The following is an 18,019-nucleotide window of genomic DNA, read 5'->3' as shown; positions in this document are numbered from 1 at the left end:
CATCTGACTGAGGATTGGGTTCACCGCAAGAGCATCGGGGTTTTCGGGGCTTGGGTTTGTTCGGCGGTCGGGCTGTCGTTGCCAGCACCGAGGCCACCACCCAACGCCGTCACCAATTCGGCATGCGCACTCAACCGCGCCGCCTGCACTTGCTGCTGTACTTGTTGCTGCTTGAACAGCAAAGTCTGGGCGTTGAGCACGTTGAGGTAATCAGTGAGCCCACGCTGATAAGCGATCAGCGCAATGTCGTAGGTCTTCTGCGCGGTGGCCACGGACTCGGCGGCGAATGCTTGCTGCTTGTCCATCGATTCGCGGCGGATCAACTGGTCGGAGATGTTCTTCAGCGCATTGATCAGCGTCTGGTTGTAATGCGCCACGGCGAAGTCGTAACCGGCGGATGCTTCACCGAGTTCAGCGCGCAATCGACCGCCGTCGAAGATCGGCAGCGAGAACGCCGGACCGACGTTGTAGGTGAGCTTATTGCCAGTCAAAAACTCCAGCGCGCCACCGCCAGTGGCCATGTAACCGAGGCTGCCGACCAGATCAACGTTTGGATAGAAACCCGCGTGTGCCACATCGATTCCGCGTGCTTGCGCCGCGACTTGCCAGCGACTGGCGACCACGTCCGGACGCTGGCCGAGCAGTTCGGCCGGCAGCGCCGACGGCAGTTTCAGCGCAGCACCGAGCACCAAAGTTGGCCGTTGCAAGTGCGCGCCCTCCCCCGGCCCTTTACCTGCGAGGGCGGCGAGTTGGTTGCGGCTCAGGGCGATTTCCTCGTCCAGCGCATCCAGTTGCCGATGGGTTTCCGGCAACGGCGTTTCGGCCTGGCTGACTTCGAAATGCGTGCCGATCCCGCCGTCCAAGCGCTTTTGCGCGAGATCGAGAATCTGCTGTTGCTGCCTGAGCGTCGCGGCAACGATGTCGCGCTGGGCGTAATGCAGCGACAGTTCGATGTAGGCGCGGACGACGTTGTTCTGCAATTCGAGCTGGGCCAGACGCGCTTCGGCGGCGCTCATGTGCGCCAGATCCACTGCACGTTCGCTGCTGTTCTTTTCCCGGCCCCAGAGGTCGAGGGCGTAACTGAAACCCAGCGCGGCGTTATTGTCCCAAGTGGTGGTGTTGGCCAACTCACCCGGGCCGTAGAACTGATCGGTCGGCCAGTTGTGGCGTTTGAGCGTCGACTCACCGTTGATCTGCAACGACTCGGCGGCCTCGGCAACGCCGGCCAGGGATCTGGCCTGACGCACCCGCGCGGCGGCCATCGCCATGCTCGGGTTGCCTTGCATGGCCAGATCGATCCAGCGATTGAGTTGTGGGTCGCCGTAGGCTTGCCACCATTGCGCAGTCGGCCAGTTTGCATCACGGGCGGCGTGGGCGATGGCCTCGTCGGTGGCCAGTGAATTGGCTTCCAGCGCCTTGCCCTGCGGGGCAATTCCTTGGGTACCGATGCAGCCGCTGATGAACAGGGTAAAAGCCAGAACACTGAGCGGCATAAGCGCTCTGTTGATGCGACGCGGCACTGCTGCGAATTCCTGAGAGGGGGAGATGTTTCGAGGTGGGCGCAATTCTAGGGGGGCGCCTTTGCGGCGATAAGCTGGGATTCCTGTGAATCTTTGTTACCGTTAACGCGATAATCCCTTGGTCGGGGTCTCAGCCTCGAAACTTCGTGTCACAATTTGCCATCTGCCTTGAGAGCACCCCATGGACACTTTGCAAAACATGCGCGCCTTCAGTTGCGTGGCCGAAGCCGGCAGCTTCACCGCCGCCGCCGTGCAACTCGACACCACCACCGCCAACGTTTCGCGCGCGGTCTCCAACCTTGAGGCCCACCTGCAAACCCGCCTGCTCAACCGCACCACACGGCGCATCGCCCTGACCGAGGCTGGCAAACGCTACCTGCTGCGCTGCGAACAGATCCTCGCCTACGTCGAAGAAGCCGAAGCCGAAGCCAGCGACGCCCACGCGCGCCCGGCCGGACAGCTCAAAGTGCACACCATGACCGGCATCGGCCAGCACTTCGTGATCGACGCCATCGCGCGCTACCGCAAGACCCACCCGGACGTGACCTTCGACCTGACCCTGGCCAACCGCGTCCCGGACCTGCTCGACGAAGGCTACGACGTGTCCATCGTGCTCGCCAGCGAACTGCCGGACTCGGGTTTCGTCTCCCAACGCCTGGGCATCACCTACAGCATCGTCTGCGCCTCCCCGGCCTACGTGAAAGCCAACGGCTGCGCACAAAAACCCAGCGACCTGCTCAACCACGCCTGCCTGCGCCTGGTCAGCCCGGTGATCCCCTTGGAAAAATGGGCCTTCGACGGCCCCGAAGGCCAGGAAATGGTCACCATCAACAGCTCACCGTTCCTGGTCAACTCCGCCGACGCCATGAAAACCGCGATCACCAGCGGCATGGGTGTTGGCGTGTTGCCGGTGTACGCAGCAATAGAAGGCCTGCGCAACGGCACCCTGGTGCGGGTAATGCCCAACTATCGCTCGCAGGAACTGAACCTGTACGCGATCTACCCATCGCGCCAGTATCTGGATGCGAAGATCAAAACCTGGGTGGAATACATGCGCGGCTCGTTGCCGGAAATACTGGCGGCGCATCAGGCGGAATTGGCGGCGTATGAGTTGAGCGGGAGTCTGGCGGGCGCGCGGGTGGCGAATTGATTATTGGCGGCTAGTGCTGGAAATTGGCAGTAGTCGCGCCCGGTTATAGCGATCAAGTCTAGCCAGCTGTCATTTCTGACAGTTGGCAGGATAGTTCTTCGACATGACACTTTGTGACGTAATTTCATAGTTCATTCGAGGAGCATCACCTATGTTCGCTGATATCAAAACACGTGCAGACGTTGGCACACTTGACGCTAAAATCCACGGTTTCAAATTTCCCGACTTTCAAGGTCAGGTCTCGTTTTTTTTCGACGGCAGCTCCATAGGAATTTATCTAATCGCCAAGCAACCACTTAGTGAAACCGAATGGAATGAAATCAGTTTCGTCGTTTCTCAGGACATCCAGGCTATACGCTATGAGCTACCCAACGCTGCCGTTAAGATCGCCCCCAACTTTCGAGAAGTCTGGATGGATGAACACGGTGAAACTCACAGCAGAAACTACGTAACCGACAAGAACTCAGGTCATTTCACCGTTAAAAAGTTTGATCGAAAGACAGGTGAACTCGAAGCCGAATTCAACGTCAGTGTTTTAGATGAAGGCAAAGGCCACCAAGCAATTGGCAAAATCAAAGTCGATAGGTGGAGCGAAGTTTAAAGGCGGAAAACATCAATTCCTCACTGCCGTCATCACAGTAGGCAGTGAGGTTCACAATGGTAAATGCCCCCTCACCCTAACCCTCTCCCAAAGGTAGAGGGGACTGACCGAGGTGCCCACAAGAAATACGCCGACGTGAAATACCGAGTCGAATTCAAGTTTTGAAAAGCCCATCACCATTATCTCCCCCCAGCGGCGAAGCCGCCCCACTCAACACAATGAGCGTTAGCTCGCGTACCGCTCTTGATCTCAAGGCCCCGTCGGCCGGCTGAGTGGAGGGGTTCATCCGGGGGAGACATCGAGAGGAGGTGCAGCGCAGCAAACCGGAGGCGATGCCCCGGATGAACCCCGGAGCGAAGGAACCCCGAGCCTTAGCGAGCGGGCCGAACGTTGGGGCAAAGACCTTTGCTTCCTTTGGGGCGTTTGCCAAAGGGAGTCGCTGTAAAAGCGAAACCGCCAGCGCCAGCACCCGAAGCAATGGATATTCACCCAAAACCCCAAGAGCATGGTCGGCCCAGAGGCCGCCAAGACAACCCAAAACAGAAATGTTAGCTTGCTTGGCACCCAGACGCCCGACGAGCCCTCAGCAATGAAAAAAACAGTCCTGGCCTTCAGCCGCATCACCCCGCCCATGATCGAACGCCTGCAACAGGAATTCGAAGTCATCGTCCCCAACCCGAAAAACGGCGACATCAACGCCCAGTTCAATGAAGCCCTGCCCCACGCCCACGGCCTGATCGGCGTCGGGCGCAAACTCGGCCGCGCACAACTTGAAACCGCCGCAAAACTCGAAGTGGTCTCCAGCGTCTCGGTCGGCTACGACAACTACGACCTCGCCTATTTCAACGAGCGCGGGATCATGCTCACCAATACCCCCGACGTGCTCACCGAAAGCACCGCCGACCTGGCCTTTGCGCTGATCATGAGCAGCGCCCGACGCGTCGCCGAACTGGATGCCTGGACCAAGGCCGGCCAGTGGCAAGCCAGCGTCGGCGCACCATTGTTCGGCTGTGACGTGCACGGCAAAACCCTGGGCATCGTCGGCATGGGCAACATCGGCGCGGCCATCGCCCGCCGTGGGCGCCTGGGCTTCAACATGCCGGTCATCTACAGCGGAAACAGCCGCAAGACTGAACTCGAGCAAGAACTCGGCGCACAATTTCGCAGCCTCGATCAACTGCTCGCCGAAGCCGACTTCGTCTGCCTGGTGGTGCCGCTCAGTGACAAGACCCGTCACCTGATCAGCCATCGCGAGTTAGGCCTGATGAAGCCGGGCGCGATTCTGGTGAACATCTCCCGAGGCCCGGTGGTTGATGAACCGGCATTGATCGAAGCGCTGCAGAACAATCGCATTCGCGGCGCAGGCCTGGATGTGTACGAAAAAGAGCCGCTGGCAGAATCGCCGCTGTTCCAGCTGAAAAACGCTGTGACCCTGCCACACATCGGCTCGGCAACCAATGAAACCCGCGAAGCGATGGCCAATCGCGCGCTCGCCAACTTGCGCAGTGCCCTGCTGGGTGAGCGACCGCAGGACTTGGTGAATCCGCAAGTCTGGCGCGGCTGAATCAAACAGGGCAAGTACAGCACTGTACTTGCCCTGTTCAAAGTTTGCAGATACATACCTTGCAAACCAACCTGACACCGAAATAGTGACTACCGCTATAAACTCTCCTGACTTATCGAAACCACGATAAAACAATGGAGAACAATATCCGTGAACACATTGAGTACCGATCAATTAATCCGTTATAGCAAAATACTCCTGATGGCTTACATCAGCTTCTTCGGCTTGCTGGTGATGTACAGCAACTTCACCGACTACGCTTCCAACTATGAGTATGTCGGACATGTCCTGAGCATGGATACGACCCTGGTTAATCCGAACATACGATATCGGGCGATCGAATCACCGATGATGCACCACCGAATCTACTGGTTCATCATCACCATGGAAGTGACCTATACGGCCTTTTGGCTGCTAGGCACCTATCAACTGTTTCGAAAGCGCAATGATTCTGCAGAAATGTTCCACGATGCTAAAAAATTTTCAATTATCGGCCTGTTAATCGCGATATTTATTTATTACGTATGCTTGCAAATAGTTGGTGTTGAATGGTTCGACATGGACACTTCAAAAACCTGGAACGCCAAGGACTGGGCGCGGCACATTGTCGATTTCATGTTGCCGCTGCTGATTTTTATTGCACTGAAAACCGAGCGCTGAACGTGCAGCGCTCAATTGCCTGATTATCTCAGGCCAACTTTCCATGACTCGAAGCAACCGGGGGGCGTGGTTTACGAAACACCAGCACATTACCCAGCATCACCAGTACCAGACCGCCCAGCGCCGGCGCCGTCCACTGGTAGCCTTCGGCATATGCCGAGACATTCAGCGCCACCACCGGGAACAACACGGTGCAGTAAGCGGCGCGCTCCGGCCCCATCCGGCCGACCAGTGTCAGATACGCAGTGAAGCCGATCACCGATCCCGGGATCACCAGATACAGCAGCGCACCGACGTAACGCGGTGACCAATCCATGTCAAAGGGAATGCCTTTGACCAGACACCACGCCGTGAGCATCGCCGCGCCATAAGCCATGCCCCAGGCGTTGGTGGTCAGCGGTTTGAGACCGGCCTTCTGTTGCAGGCTCGAGAGCATGTTACCGGCCGAAAAACACAACGTGCCGCACAGCGCCAAACCGAGGCCGAGCAAGGTTTGCGGGGTGGCCTGATGCCCGGCCAGTTCCGGCCAGAACAGCAAACCGAGACCGCCCAGCCCCAGCGCGCCGCCCATCAGCACATTGCGTGCGATGCGCTGGCCGAAGAACACCCGCGCATTCAGCGCGTTCCACAAGGTCGCGGTGGAAAACACCACCGCCACCAGACCGCTGGGGATCCATTGGCTGGCGGTCAGGAAACACATGAAATTTACGCAGAACAGGCACAAGCCCTGCGCCACGCAGATCACATGCCCGCGACGGTTCATCGGTTGCAAGCGCCGGCTCAACAGCAACAGAACGAACAGCACCAACGCGGCGAGCCCGAAGCGATAGACGATCGACACCGGAATCGCCACCACGCCCAGTTGCCATTTCAAGGCAATCCAGGTGGTGCCCCAGATCAGCACGGTCAGCAGGTACAACGACAGGTTCATGGTGGACACTCCTCGATTGGCTTTCAGTGTCCGCCCGCGGTGTTCAATCGCACTTGCATAAACTTGCGCTTTTGTCGGCGCACAGGCTGGCAGCGCAGGGCCTACGGAGTAGGATGCAAGGCGATGGAGAGAACCAATATGGCCGCCCTGGATTCACTGCAAGTCTTTCAAGCCCTCAACCGCTCGCCGAACGCTCGCCTTGTGCACAGCGCCGAGCTCGGTGACGGCTTGTCTGCCGCTTTGTGGACCAACCACCACGACGCGCAGGAATACGAAGCGCCGAGTCATCACACCCTCTCTTGCTACATCGCTGGCGGTACCGGCACGTTTCGCCGAGGTCAGCCCGGCCAAAAAGGCGGGCCGGACAAGCTGTGCATCCTGCCGGCCGACCACGAATCCGGCTGGGTGATCAACGGCGATATCCGCCTCGCGCATCTGTATTTCAGTGCTGAGCAGTTCGCCCTAGGCTGCGTGACCTTGCTCGATCGCGAGCCGCGGGAGTTGCAGTTGCGGGAGCAGACTTTTCTGGATGATCCGCAGCAGGCGCAGCGCTTTCGCCAGTTGATCAGCCTGAATTGGGATGAGCCGGGCGAGCGTCTGCTGACCAGCAGTCTGGCGCACGAATTGATCAGCCATACGTTGCTCAGTCAGGTCGGGATTCGTCAGGGCTTGCGCTTGAAGGGCGGGCTGGCAGCGCATCAGCGGCGGCAACTGGTGGAGTTCATCGACAGTCAATTGGCCGAACCGATCAGCCTCGGGCAATTGGCCGGTTTATGCGCGCTGTCGGAGTACCACTTCGCGCGGATGTTTCGCGTGAGCTTTGGCTTGCCGCCGCATCAGTATGTGCTGGCACGCAGATTGAGCCGGGCGCGGGAGTTGTTGCGCGGGACGCGGTTGCCCTTGGGGGAGATTGCGCTGGCTTGCGGTTTTGCCAGCGCCAGTCACTTTACCAATCGGTTCCGGCAGGTTCTGGGCGGGACGCCCGGCGAGTATCGCCAGGCGTTTTTTGCGTTAGAGGCGAAATTTTTGATGCCTGTCAGGGCCTCATCGCTGGCAAGCCAGCTCCCACAAAGTCCTCAGTCGTCCAAACAGTTTGTGCTCGACGAAAAATCTGTGGGAGCTGGCTTGCCAGCGATGAACGATGACGCGGTTTAGGATCAGAACTCCAATGTGCTGGAGAGCGAAACCTGCCGCGAATCCCCCATCGACACAAAAAACCGGCTCGCCGAAGACGTGTAATAAGTCCGGTCAAACAGGTTCTTCACATTCAGCTGAAACTTGACCTTCTGCCCTTCGACTTTGGTGTCGTAGGTCGCAAACGCGTCAGCCACGGTGTAGCTCGGCAGATCAAAATCATTCACCGCATTGCCCGCCCGTTCACCGACATAACGCGCGCCTGCGCCGATGCGCAATTGATCGCCGCCAAGCACACTGCCGAAGTCATACACCGCCGACAGCGAGCCGGTATTCTTCGCCACGTTTTGCAGTCTCTTGCCTTTATAATCCGGATCCTCGGTGACTTCAGCATCGGTGTAGGCGTAGCTGCCGATCATGCTCCAGCGCTCGCTGAGCTGGCCGCTCAGATCAACTTCCAGACCGCGCGAACGCACTTCACCGGCAGCGCTGTAAATCGTCGTCGGTCCTTCTGAGTTGGCCACCAGCACGTTGCGTTTCTTGATGTCGAACAACGCGATGTTGCCAGTGATGCTGCCCGGCATGTCGACACGTGCGCCCAGCTCCCACGACTTGGCCTCTTCCGGCGCAATGCTGCCGTCGAGCACCGTGCTGCTGCCGCTTAAAGGCGCGATGGTCGAGTTGGGTTTGAACGATTCGGTGTAGCTGCCGTAGAACGACAACGCGTCGGTGTAGCGATACACCAGACCTGCGCGTGGCACCCATTTCTGGCCGTTGCTGTCGGTGTTGGCCTTGAATGGCACGCCTTTGCCGGCGTACTGGTCGTACTCCTGGAAACGTCCGCCAGCCACCAGAATCCACTTGTCGGTGAGGTGGATCGAGTCCTGCAAAAAGATCGAGTCGCTACGCAGCTCATCAGTCTGTGCGCTGTCGGCGGCACTGACTGTGCTGCCGGCAACTTCGCGGCCGTAGACCGGGTTGACGTAGCTGAAGGTGCTCAGGCTTTTCTGGCGGATCAGGTCTTCGCGGTAGATCTTGCGGTACTCGTCGTCGACGCCGAACACCAGGTCATGCTGCATGCCCAGCACGTTGACCTTGCCTTCGAGGCTGGCAGTGGTGAAACGGTCGGTGCTGATCGCGTTTTGCGTGCCATCCATGCTGCGCGTCAGCGTGCCTTTTTTGGTGTCGATCGCAGTCACGCGCACCTGGCTCGCATCGTAGGTTTCGCGGTTCCAGCTGTAGCCGAAGTGCGCTTTCCAGTCGTCGTTGAGTTCGTGATCGGCATCGAAATGGTACAGGTCCGAACGCCCTTCCATGTCATTGAACGGCTCGTCGAGGCGCTCGTTGCGCGAGATGTCCAGCGGATGGTTGGTGCGCGGATCAATCACCGTGCCCCGGTCGAACGGCGTGAGGAATTCGCGATGTTCGTAGGCGAACAACAGCTTGGTGCGCTCGCCGAACCAGGCAATCGACGGCGCGATCAGCGATTCACGGTGGGTGCCGAAATTGCGCCAGTAATCTTCGTCTTCGTGATCGAGCACCATGCGGTAGGCAAGGCCGGAATCGCCCAATGCGCCGGTGCTGTCGAAGCTGCCGCCGCTGCCGTTTTTGCCATCGCCATAGGTCGAGCCGCGCAAGGTCAACGCGTTGTATTGGGTCAGTTCTGGCTTCTTGCTGACCATGTTGACCACGCCGCCCGGGTCCTGGATTCCGTAGAGCAACGAGGCCGGGCCTTTGAGCACTTCGACGCGATCGACCGTGGCGTTCATGCCGCGTCCCTGCACCACCGGCATGCCGTCGCGCATGATCGAGCCGTTGCGGTTGTCGCCAAAACCTCGGGTCATCACCGAGTCCTGGGTGCTGGCCAGGGTGTTGCCCTGGGTGATGCCGCTGACGTTGGCCAGCGCATCGTCGAGATTGCGCGGTGCCTGATCGCGGATGACCTGGGCCGGGATCACGTTGATGGTCTGCGGGATTTCCTGCAGCGAAGCCGAAGAGCGCATCACCGACGTGGTCGCCGGCGGCTGATAGCTCATCGACGAATTGACCTGCGAAGTGATGGTGGTGGCGCCGAGTGTCAGCGCACCGGCAGTCGGTTGCGGTTCGAGGGCGAAGGTGTGGCTGTCGGTGCGACGGAAGTTCAGGCCCGAGCCGCTGAGCAGGCGTTGCAGCGCTTGCTCGGCACTCATCTGACCAGTGACCGCTGGCGCGGTGAGGCCGTACGGCGCTTCATCGGTGTAAACCACGCTTTGGCCGGTCACGCGGCTGAAGTCGCTCAAGGCCTGCGGTAGCGGTTTGGCGCTCAGGGAAAAACTGAACTGCTTCTGCGGCTGGCTGCTGACGGTTTCCGCGGCGAGCGCCACGCTCAGTGGCAACAATGCCATCGCCGAAACGCTCAGCACTGATGCACCGAACCACTGTTTGACCGAACCCGATTTTGCCCTGGACTTCATTGCTCATGACCTGTGTAGAACCGCAGCGGATGCGAATGACTCGCAGTTTCAGTCACTACACGGATGAGCTCCGGGTTTACCTCACTACAATTGTGAAAATATTTTCAGCGCAGGATGATCAGCGTTCCGAGTACCTGATGCTGCTCGAATCCCAACACCCCTTGCAGCGAACTCAGAACCGCCTGCGGATCCTTGCTCGGGAAACTGCCGCTGACCTTGCGCGCCGCCAGCTCATCGTTGAGCAGCATGATTCGGCCGGGGTAATAGCGGCGCAGATCCTGCACGACGTCGGCCAGCGTGGTCTTGTAGTAAGTCAGCCAGCCCTGACGCCAGGCCAGTTGCGCGGCGCTGTCCACAGCATGCAATTTTTCCGCATTGCCCTGGCCGTACGCGACTTGTTGGTTGGCGGTAAGAATCTGTTGTTGAGCGCCAGGGGTTGCGCTCACGCCGACGCGCCCGGACAGCACCGTGACTTGCGCACCCTGCGGTTGCAGACGCACTTCGAATTGCGTGCCGAGCACGCGCGCCTGACCTTGCTCGGCCTCGACCACAAACGGCTCGCCAGTGTGGGTGACAGTGAAAAATCCGGCGCCACGGCGCAGTTGCACATGGCGCTCACCGTGACTGAAATCCACCGCAATGGCGCTGTCGGCATCCAGCGTCACTTGCGATTGATCGGCCAGCGTGACCGTGCGGATTTCACCGGGAGCCGACACGTAATCGGCGCCCAGATCATCGACCCAACGTTGCAGCTGCCAACCGCTGCCGAGGCTGATCATCAGCAACAGACACGCGGCCATTGCCAGCGCTCCAGCCCAACGCCGAATCTGCGGGCGGCGCGGTCGATCCATCGCATTGAGCAACGACTGCAACGCCAGCGAATCTTCATCGGCCAAGGTGCGCGCCGGCCCTTCGCTCAGTTCCCAGACCACTTGCGCCTGGGAGTAGGCCTCGGCGTGGGCCGGATCGGCGCGCAGCCAATGGCTGAACGTCAGTTGATCGCCAGCGCTTGGGCGGTCGTGCAGCAGGCTCAGCCAGGCCAAAGCGGCCTCTTCCTGCGCGGGCGTCGGCGTGACGCGATCCATGTGATTCACGGTGCTTTCCTTCGCATGCGCGGCGCGGGTTCGCGCAGGCTGGCCTTGCAGGCCTCGAGGGCGCGCATCATATGTTTTTCCACCGCGCTTTGGGACAGGCCCATGGCTTTGGCGATCTCGGCGTACTTACGCCCGTGGATGCGGTTGAGCAAAAAGATCTGTCGCGTGCGCTCGGGCAATGCGCGCAGTGCCGCCTCGACATGGCGCAAATCGTTGCCCGCCTCCAGCGCCGCTTGCGGTTCGCTGGCGCTACTGTCAGGTTCATCCGGTTGCCAGCCTTCATTGACGCGCACCCGCGCACCTTCACTGCGCAAATGATCGATGGCGATGTTGCCGGCACAACGCAAAAGATAGGTGCTGAGTTCTTCGACCTGCACCAGTGGCCGGCGCCAGAAGCGCAGAAACAGATCCTGCACCAGATCCGCCGCTGTCGCCCGACAGCCGACGCGCCGGCTGACCAGCGCTTCCATCTGCGGGCGCTGCGAGAGAAACACCTGAAGGAAATGCGCACGCGCCCCGCTCGGCTCATCGTCGCGAGATTCCGGGGGATGGCTGATCAGCATCTCAGTTGAATGCCCATGCAGCGACCGGGCTGGCCAGCAGACTCACGCCCGCCAAGGCGAGCGCCAGACGGGGGCAGTACGGCAGCAACAGCACCAGCGCCAAAGCGCTGATCATCAATACGGCGAACCAGTCGACCAGACCGAAATTCCAGCCGTGGATGCTGATCGCCGCCCACAGCGACAAACCCAGCAGCAACCATCCACCGATATGCAGAGTGCGACGACGCTGCGCAGTCGGCTTGTTGCCGAGCAATTGATCATGGTGACGGGGCATCGACAGACACAGTGCCGTGAAGCCGGCGTAACACAGCAAGAGCGCCAGCAACATCAGTTGACCCCTTGCTCAAGGGTGATCGGTCGAGATTTTTGCGGGCGTGGTTTTTTCACGCTGACCGACTGTCCGGCGCGCTGCATTTTCCATGCGGCCCATGCGAGGAATACCCCGGTTGCCAGACAGGTCAGGTCGAAACCGGCGAGCGTCCAGTCACCATTCGCCAAGGTCACACCGAGGTGATAAGGCGTCAGCACACTCAGCAACGGCACCGCCGCAAACAACGCGCCACCGAATAGAAGCTGCTCAACCCACGCCCTGCGGCCCGGTCGCAACAACGCATGGACCAGGCTCAAACCCCAAGCGATGAAAAACGCATTGACCTCCCAATCGGCACGCCCGGCCAGACTCACTGGCAGCAGACGATTGGCCCAGAAGAACACCGCCACTGCTGCGACCAGCCCGGACATGCTGGCGATGTTCAGCACTTCCACCAGGCGCAATTCGAACGGCATCACAGCGCTTTTCGCGTGTTTGAGCTGGCGTTTGCCGAGCCAGATCACCAGCCCGGTGCCGATCATCGCCGTGCCGGCCAGACCGCAGATGAAGTACAGCCAACGCAGCACGGGCGCGGCGAAATGGCCCATGTGCAAACCGTAGAAAGCGCCGGCGATCGCCATCGGCACGCGTTGCTGCGGCGTTGCGCTGAGGACTTGTCCGGTCACGCCGTTGAAGGTTACGGCGCTGCCGGAGTCGTGAACAACGCGGTCGGACCCGGCGCGCGACACCACCACCGAAGCATTCAAATCACCCGGATTATTCACGGAAACGCGCCCGACATTGCCGCCCGACCACAGCTCGCTGGCCTGAATCAACAGCGGCGTAATCGCTGCCAGATCTGCCGGTTGATTGGCCCGCTCGGGAACATTGGATGCCGGGAAAACCTCGTCGTAAAACGCCCGGGCGTTGCTGCCATAGGAGGCGAGAATGCTCGCCGGCATGACCATCGACATGAAAATCACCAGGCTGCTGTAAGTGATCATCAGATGAAACGGCAACACCAGCACCCCTACCGCGTTATGCCCGTCGAGCCATGAGCGCTGACCTTTGCGCGGGCGGAAGGTGAAGAAGTCCTTGAAGATTTTCTTGTGGGTGATGATGCCGCTGATCAGCGCGACGAACATCACCATCGCGGCGATGGTCGAGAGCCAGCGGCCCCATGGATAGGGCATTTGGAGCTGGAAGTGGAAGCGGTAGAAAAACTCGCCGCCCATGCTTTCACGGGCCTGCACTTCGGCGCCGGTCTGCGCGTCAAGGGTCTTGCTGGTGAAGCGCCCGCGTTCGCCGGGATTGGCTGGCGTTTGCTGCCAGCGCACGGTGAGGCCGGGGTCGCGGGCGTCGGGCAAGTCGATCAGCCAGCGTGACGCGCCGGCAGCGTTTTGTTGCAGATAGTTTTGCGCAAGATTCAGGCTGGCTTCGGCATTCAGCGGGCGGGCAGGAATTTCCGGCTGCATCCAGTGACTGGTTTCATCCTTGAAATACGCCAGCGTGCCGGTCAGGAAAATCGCAAACAGCAACCAGCCGAACACCAGACCGGTCCAGGTATGCAGCCAGGCCATCGACTGGCGAAAACCCTCTTTCATGCGTAACCCAATCCGCGCGCCGCGCCGGAAACCGTAGCCAGAATCACACTCGGCACCAGTAAACCAACCCACGCCGACCACGGGCTGCGGCAGGCGAAACACCAGAGCACCGCCACCAGATACACCAGAAACGAAACCGTCATGCCGGTCACCACCGCCTCGGCGCGGCTCAATGGCAGCCACAGGGTCAGCGTGACACTCGCCAGCGCCGCGACCAGATAGCCGCCAAACACCGCCGCCAGCACCCGCGAGGTGACAGCCAGACGATAGGACATGGGAAGTGCGGCGAGTTTGGCTTTCATGTTTCGACCCTGAAACGAAAAACGTCCGGCCAACGAAGCCGAATCAACAGACGGCAATATTAATGATAAATATTCTCATACGCAAAAGCGTTTGATTGCCGCGCGTCGCCTCGACACCCTACAATGCGAACCGTTCTTGTTCTCTAACGCACGCCCAATGCGCCCGGAGTAATGCCGTTGCCACCCGCCCATCCTGTCGAATCGCTCTATCAGGCCCACCACAGCTGGCTCAACGGCTGGTTGCGGCGCAAGCTCGGCTGCCCGGAGCGCGCGGCGGATCTGGCGCAGGACACGTTTATCCGGGTGCTGACCGCTCGCGAAACACCGGTGATTCTCGAGCCGCGCGCGTTCCTCACCACGCTGGCCAAACGTGTTCTGTGCAATCACTACCGCCGCCAGGACCTGGAGCGCGCCTACCTCGACACGCTCGCGCAGATGCCGGAAATGCTTGCGCCTTCGGAAGAACACAAAGCAATCATCCTGCAAACTCTGCTCGAGCTTGATCAGTTGCTCGATGGCTTGCCGCGTCCGGTCAAACGCGCTTTTTTACTGGCGCAGATCGATGGCCTGACTTACCCACAGATCGCCGCTGAGTTGGGAATTTCCGTGGCCACGGTGAAACGTCATCTGCACAAAGCGGCAATGCGCTGCTACTTCGCCCTGTGAATCCGCCGATGGATTTTTCTGCGCAGGTCGCCGAACAGGCTGTGCATTGGTTGCTTGAGATGCAGCAAGGACAGCTGAGCCCGCGCCAGCAACTCGCGTGGCAGCAATGGCTCGATGCGCACAGTGAACATCGCCGTGCGTGGGAGCATATTCAGCGGGTCAACTCACGGTTGCGGGGATTGAACTCGCCACTGGCGCATGCGGCGTTGAATGCGCCGAAGTCCGGCAGCCGACGTCAGGCACTGAAACTGTTGCTGATTCTCGGTGCCGGCTCGGCCGTGACCTGGGGCGTGCGCGAGCACAATCCATTGCCTTCGCTGCTCGCCGATTACCGCAGCCCGCTGGGTCAGCGGCGCAAAATCCCGCTCGGCTCAGGAGGCCTTTTACAGCTCAACACCGCGAGTGCCGCCGATGTTCGGGATGGTGGACTGATCCGTCTGCTCGAAGGCGAAATGCACCTGAACGCATCGCAATCCTTCGCCGTACAAACCGCCCACGGTCTGTTGAAGGCTCAGGGCGCGCGCCTCAACGTACGCCAGTTTGCCGAGCGCACGCAGGTCGCGCTGTTCGAAGGCCGGGTTGAACTGGTTGCGCCCGATCGTGCGCCGCTGCTGCTGCCGGTCGCCCGGCAACTGAGTTTCAGCACAACGACGGTCAGCGAAGCAAAACCGCTGGATGCCAACAGCGGCGCCTGGACTGACGGCATGCTGATCGCGGCACACATGCGTTTGGGGGATTTCCTCGACGAACTCGGGCGCTACCGTCGCGGGCAGATCAATTGCGATGCGAAAGTTGCCGAACTGCTGATCTCCGGCAGTTACCCACTGGACGACAGCGAGCGGATTCTCGATCTGCTGCAAATCAGTTTGCCGGTGAAGGTGCGGCGATTTACCCGCTACTGGGTCAACGTCGAAAGTCGAGTTTAAGATCAAAAGATCGCAGCCTTCGGCAGCTCCTACAGAGGAATAGGGTTTCGATGTAATACACATTTCGGCACCGCTACACCGAGCCCCCTGTAGGAGCTGCCGAAGGCTGCGATCTTTTGACTTTAAAAATAAATGAGCCGTTTTTCAGATCTGGCGTGACAGAGAAGGAAAGCCCCCTTGATTCAACCTTCTCAGGATCGTCCTTCATGCAGCCCACCCGCCTCACGCCTCTGGCCCGTACTCTGCGCAATCTCATCCTCGGCGCCAGCCTGAGCTTCAGCGCCCTGCCGCTGGCGCATGCCGCCGACAGCAAGGCTTACCACATCGCCCCGTCGTCGCTGGAAAACGCCCTCAACCAGTTCGGCCGTGAAGCCGGGGTGTTGATTTCTTTTGGTTCCCAAGTGACCACTGGCGTGCAAAGCCAAGGCCTGGAAGGCAGTTACACGCCGGAACAGGGTCTGAATGCGTTGCTGGAAGGCACCGGCCTGCAAGCCCGCGCCGAGGGCGGCAATGCTTTCAGCCTGCAATCATCGAACGATGCGGCGCTGGAGCTGGACACCTCGAAAGTCGTTGGCGACTGGCTGGGAGATGCGGCGCAGATCAACGGCTTCGAGCATCCGGGGGCGCGTGACGTGATCCGTCGCGAAGAGTTCGAACGCCAAGGCGCGACTCAGGCGCGTGACGTGCTCAACCGCATTCCCGGCGTCAATGCGCCAGAAAACAACGGCACCGGCAGCCACGACATGGCGCTGAATTTCGGCATTCGCGGTCTCAATCCGCGCCTGGCTGCGCGTTCCACGGTGTTGATGGACGGCATTCCGGTGCCGTTCGCGCCGTACGGCCAGCCGCAGCTGTCATTCGCGCCGATCAGCATGGGCAACATGGACGCGGTGGATGTGGTGCGTGGTGGCGGCGCGGTGCGTTATGGCCCGCAGAACGTCGGCGGCGTGGTCAACTTCGTGACTCGCGCGATCCCGGATGAGCCGACGGTCAAGGGTGGTTTCCAGACTGAAACCAGCCCTTCGTCGAGCCACGACGGCTTCAAGACCAGCGCCAACCTGCTGGCCGGTGGCACCAATGAAAATGGTCTGGGCGGCGCGCTGCTGTACTCCGGCACTCGTGGTGGCGACTGGCGTGAGCACAGCGATACTGAAATCGACGACCTGATCCTCAAGGGCAAATACCAGCTCGACGACGCCAACAGCTTCAACGCCATGGCCCAGTATTACGAAGGTAAGGCGGACATGCCGGGTGGTCTGAACGTCGCCGATTACGACGCCGATCCGTATCAGTCGACGCGCAACAAAGACCAGTTCTGGGGCCGCCGCACAATGTTCAATTTCGGCTATCGCTATCAGGAAGATCGCCGCGAATTCACCGCCAACACCTTCTTCACCAAGACCCTGCGCAGCGGCTATCTGGATCAGGGTTCGTTCCTGTCACTGTCGCCGCGCGAGTATTGGGTGCGCGGTCTGGAAACCCGCTTCGCGCAAGGTTTCGACCTCGGCCCGACCAGCCATGAAGTCGGCGTTGGCTATCGCTACATCAACGAGGCCGGCCACGAACTGCGCTATCGCACGCCGATTGCCAGCAATCAATTCCCGACCACCGACAGCCGCAACGACCGCGACACCCGTGGCGGCACCGAGGCCAACGCATTCTTCATTGATGACCGCATCGACATCGGCAAGTGGACCATCACGCCGGGCGTGCGCTACGAAATGATCGAGTCGCAGCAGACCAACAATCTGACCAACGTCAAATACAAAGGCGACTACAACACCGCGCTGCCGGCGCTCAACGTGCTGTATCACCTGACCGACAGCTGGAATCTGTACGCCAACACCGAAGGCTCGTTCGGCAGCGTGCAATACAGCCAGATGCCCAATCGCGTGAGCAGCGGCGAAGTGAAACCGGAGAAGGCGCGCACCTGGGAACTCGGTACGCGCTACGACAACGGCGCGCTGCGTGCGGAAATCGGCGCGTTTCTGATCAACTTCGACAATCAGTACGAAAGCAATCAGACCAACGACTCGGTGATCGCTCGCGGCGAAACCCGTCATCAAGGCATCGAGACCAGCGTCAACTACGCACTCGACGACTTGAGCCCGGCGCTGGCCGGTTTTGATGTGTACGCCAGTTACGCTTTTGTTGACGCGACCATCCGCGAAGACGGGCCGAACAAGGGCAATCGTGTGCCGTTCTCGTCCAAACACAAAGGTACGCTGGGCGTGGGTTATACCGAGGGCGCATGGAAGCTGAATCTGGACAGCAGCTTCCAGAGCGACCAGTTTGCCGACAACGCCAATACCTCGAAGGAAAGCGCCGATGGCAGCACCGGCAAGATCCCGGGTTACATGCTGTTCAGCAGTCGTGCCGGCTATGACTTCGGCCCGCAGTTGTCGGATTTGAATGTCGCGGTGGGGGTGAAGAATATTTTCAATACCCAGTACTTCACGCGCTCGTTTGATGACAACAACAAGGGGAAGTATGTGGGTGAGCCAAGGACTGTCTACGTGCAAACGTCGGTGGCGTTCTGAG

15 protein-coding genes and 1 pseudogene are annotated in these 18,019 nt (G+C 60.0%); 8 read left to right on the top strand and 8 right to left on the bottom strand.

Features of this window, described 5'->3' with window-relative positions; genetic code table 11:
• Positions 1 to 20 precede the first annotated feature (20 nt).
• Positions 21 to 1,520: an efflux transporter outer membrane subunit gene (locus ACOI8A_RS09880; protein ID WP_420647700.1), complete on the bottom strand. Its 1,500-nt coding sequence runs from the start codon at positions 1,518 to 1,520 to the stop codon at positions 21 to 23.
• A 181-nt stretch (positions 1,521 to 1,701) separates the two neighbouring features.
• Between ACOI8A_RS09880 and ACOI8A_RS09875 the strand changes: the two genes are divergently transcribed.
• From ACOI8A_RS09875 to ACOI8A_RS09860, 4 genes are all read left to right on the top strand, one after another.
• Positions 1,702 to 2,670: a LysR family transcriptional regulator gene (locus tag ACOI8A_RS09875; protein WP_420647699.1), complete on the top strand. Its 969-nt coding sequence runs from the start codon at positions 1,702 to 1,704 to the stop codon at positions 2,668 to 2,670.
• 151 nt (positions 2,671 to 2,821) lie between these two features.
• Positions 2,822 to 3,271: a hypothetical protein gene (locus ACOI8A_RS09870; RefSeq protein ID WP_420647698.1), complete on the top strand. Its 450-nt coding sequence runs from the start codon at positions 2,822 to 2,824 to the stop codon at positions 3,269 to 3,271.
• 589 nt (positions 3,272 to 3,860) lie between these two features.
• Positions 3,861 to 4,835: a 2-hydroxyacid dehydrogenase gene (locus tag ACOI8A_RS09865; RefSeq protein ID WP_420647697.1), complete on the top strand. Its 975-nt coding sequence runs from the start codon at positions 3,861 to 3,863 to the stop codon at positions 4,833 to 4,835.
• A 150-nt stretch (positions 4,836 to 4,985) separates the two neighbouring features.
• Complete coding sequence (locus ACOI8A_RS09860) at positions 4,986 to 5,495, top strand: DUF2165 family protein (protein ID WP_420647696.1); 510 nt, start codon at positions 4,986 to 4,988, stop codon at positions 5,493 to 5,495.
• Positions 5,496 to 5,523: 28 nt separating this feature from the next.
• Here the strand turns inward: ACOI8A_RS09860 and ACOI8A_RS09855 are convergent, their stop codons facing one another.
• Positions 5,524 to 6,426, bottom strand: coding sequence for a DMT family transporter (locus ACOI8A_RS09855; RefSeq protein WP_420647695.1), 903 nt, complete (start codon positions 6,424 to 6,426; stop codon positions 5,524 to 5,526).
• Between the two features lie 138 nt (positions 6,427 to 6,564).
• Between ACOI8A_RS09855 and ACOI8A_RS09850 the strand changes: the two are divergent.
• A pseudogene (locus ACOI8A_RS09850) lies at positions 6,565 to 7,431 on the top strand (helix-turn-helix domain-containing protein); the annotation flags it as partial.
• A 152-nt stretch (positions 7,432 to 7,583) separates the two neighbouring features.
• Here ACOI8A_RS09850 and ACOI8A_RS09845 read toward each other — a convergent pair.
• From ACOI8A_RS09845 to ACOI8A_RS09820, 6 genes are all read right to left on the bottom strand, one after another.
• Positions 7,584 to 10,013, bottom strand: coding sequence for a TonB-dependent siderophore receptor (locus ACOI8A_RS09845; RefSeq protein ID WP_420647694.1), 2,430 nt, complete (start codon positions 10,011 to 10,013; stop codon positions 7,584 to 7,586).
• Positions 10,014 to 10,117: 104 nt separating this feature from the next.
• Complete coding sequence (locus ACOI8A_RS09840; protein WP_420647693.1) at positions 10,118 to 11,107, bottom strand: FecR family protein; 990 nt, start codon at positions 11,105 to 11,107, stop codon at positions 10,118 to 10,120.
• Positions 11,104 to 11,670: an RNA polymerase sigma factor gene (locus tag ACOI8A_RS09835; protein ID WP_420647692.1), complete on the bottom strand. Its 567-nt coding sequence runs from the start codon at positions 11,668 to 11,670 to the stop codon at positions 11,104 to 11,106. The genes ACOI8A_RS09840 and ACOI8A_RS09835 overlap by 4 nt, the downstream gene beginning before the upstream one ends.
• Position 11,671: 1 nt before the next feature.
• Complete coding sequence (locus ACOI8A_RS09830; RefSeq protein ID WP_420647691.1) at positions 11,672 to 11,998, bottom strand: DUF3325 domain-containing protein; 327 nt, start codon at positions 11,996 to 11,998, stop codon at positions 11,672 to 11,674.
• Positions 11,998 to 13,584 carry a PepSY-associated TM helix domain-containing protein gene (locus ACOI8A_RS09825; protein WP_420647690.1) on the bottom strand — a complete coding sequence of 529 codons (1,587 nt, stop codon included), beginning with the start codon at positions 13,582 to 13,584 and terminating at the stop codon, positions 11,998 to 12,000. The genes ACOI8A_RS09830 and ACOI8A_RS09825 overlap by 1 nt, the downstream gene beginning before the upstream one ends.
• Positions 13,581 to 13,886, bottom strand: a complete 306-nt coding sequence (locus ACOI8A_RS09820; RefSeq protein WP_420647689.1) for a DUF3649 domain-containing protein — start codon at positions 13,884 to 13,886, stop codon at positions 13,581 to 13,583. The genes ACOI8A_RS09825 and ACOI8A_RS09820 overlap by 4 nt, the downstream gene beginning before the upstream one ends.
• Before the next feature lie 171 nt (positions 13,887 to 14,057).
• Here ACOI8A_RS09820 and ACOI8A_RS09815 point away from each other — a divergent pair, with 171 nt between their 5' ends.
• From ACOI8A_RS09815 to fecA, 3 genes are all read left to right on the top strand, one after another.
• Positions 14,058 to 14,552, top strand: a complete 495-nt coding sequence (locus tag ACOI8A_RS09815) for a sigma-70 family RNA polymerase sigma factor (RefSeq protein WP_420647688.1) — start codon at positions 14,058 to 14,060, stop codon at positions 14,550 to 14,552.
• Positions 14,549 to 15,478: a DUF4880 domain-containing protein gene (locus tag ACOI8A_RS09810; protein WP_420647687.1), complete on the top strand. Its 930-nt coding sequence runs from the start codon at positions 14,549 to 14,551 to the stop codon at positions 15,476 to 15,478. The genes ACOI8A_RS09815 and ACOI8A_RS09810 overlap by 4 nt, the downstream gene beginning before the upstream one ends.
• A 206-nt stretch (positions 15,479 to 15,684) precedes the next feature.
• Entirely contained in the window at positions 15,685 to 18,018 is a 2,334-nt protein-coding gene (gene fecA, locus ACOI8A_RS09805) for a TonB-dependent Fe(3+) dicitrate receptor FecA (RefSeq protein WP_420651464.1), read from the top strand.
• Position 18,019: the final 1 nt, after the last annotated feature.

It is taken from the genome of Pseudomonas sp. P4795 (genome assembly GCF_048822895.1).
Classification (GTDB): domain Bacteria; phylum Pseudomonadota; class Gammaproteobacteria; order Pseudomonadales; family Pseudomonadaceae; genus Aquipseudomonas.
The sequence above is the reverse complement of the archived record's forward strand: the minus strand, read 5'-3'. Positions and strand labels throughout refer to the sequence as shown.

What these genes read in the sequence shown, in the direction of transcription:
- ACOI8A_RS09855 (WP_420647695.1), bottom strand. Translation starts at nt 6,426, where the DNA reads ATGAACCTGTCGTTGTACCTGCTGACCGTGCTGATCTGGGGCACCACC.
- ACOI8A_RS09865 (WP_420647697.1), top strand. Translation starts at nt 3,861, where the DNA reads ATGAAAAAAACAGTCCTGGCCTTCAGCCGCATCACCCCGCCCATGATC.
- fecA (WP_420651464.1), top strand. Translation starts at nt 15,685, where the DNA reads ATGCAGCCCACCCGCCTCACGCCTCTGGCCCGTACTCTGCGCAATCTC.
- ACOI8A_RS09875 (WP_420647699.1), top strand. Translation starts at nt 1,702, where the DNA reads ATGGACACTTTGCAAAACATGCGCGCCTTCAGTTGCGTGGCCGAAGCC.
- ACOI8A_RS09825 (WP_420647690.1), bottom strand. Translation starts at nt 13,584, where the DNA reads ATGAAAGAGGGTTTTCGCCAGTCGATGGCCTGGCTGCATACCTGGACC.
- ACOI8A_RS09820 (WP_420647689.1), bottom strand. Translation starts at nt 13,886, where the DNA reads ATGAAAGCCAAACTCGCCGCACTTCCCATGTCCTATCGTCTGGCTGTC.
- ACOI8A_RS09815 (WP_420647688.1), top strand. Translation starts at nt 14,058, where the DNA reads ATGCCGTTGCCACCCGCCCATCCTGTCGAATCGCTCTATCAGGCCCAC.
- ACOI8A_RS09870 (WP_420647698.1), top strand. Translation starts at nt 2,822, where the DNA reads ATGTTCGCTGATATCAAAACACGTGCAGACGTTGGCACACTTGACGCT.
- ACOI8A_RS09830 (WP_420647691.1), bottom strand. Translation starts at nt 11,998, where the DNA reads ATGTTGCTGGCGCTCTTGCTGTGTTACGCCGGCTTCACGGCACTGTGT.
- ACOI8A_RS09835 (WP_420647692.1), bottom strand. Translation starts at nt 11,670, where the DNA reads ATGCTGATCAGCCATCCCCCGGAATCTCGCGACGATGAGCCGAGCGGG.
- ACOI8A_RS09845 (WP_420647694.1), bottom strand. Translation starts at nt 10,013, where the DNA reads ATGAAGTCCAGGGCAAAATCGGGTTCGGTCAAACAGTGGTTCGGTGCA.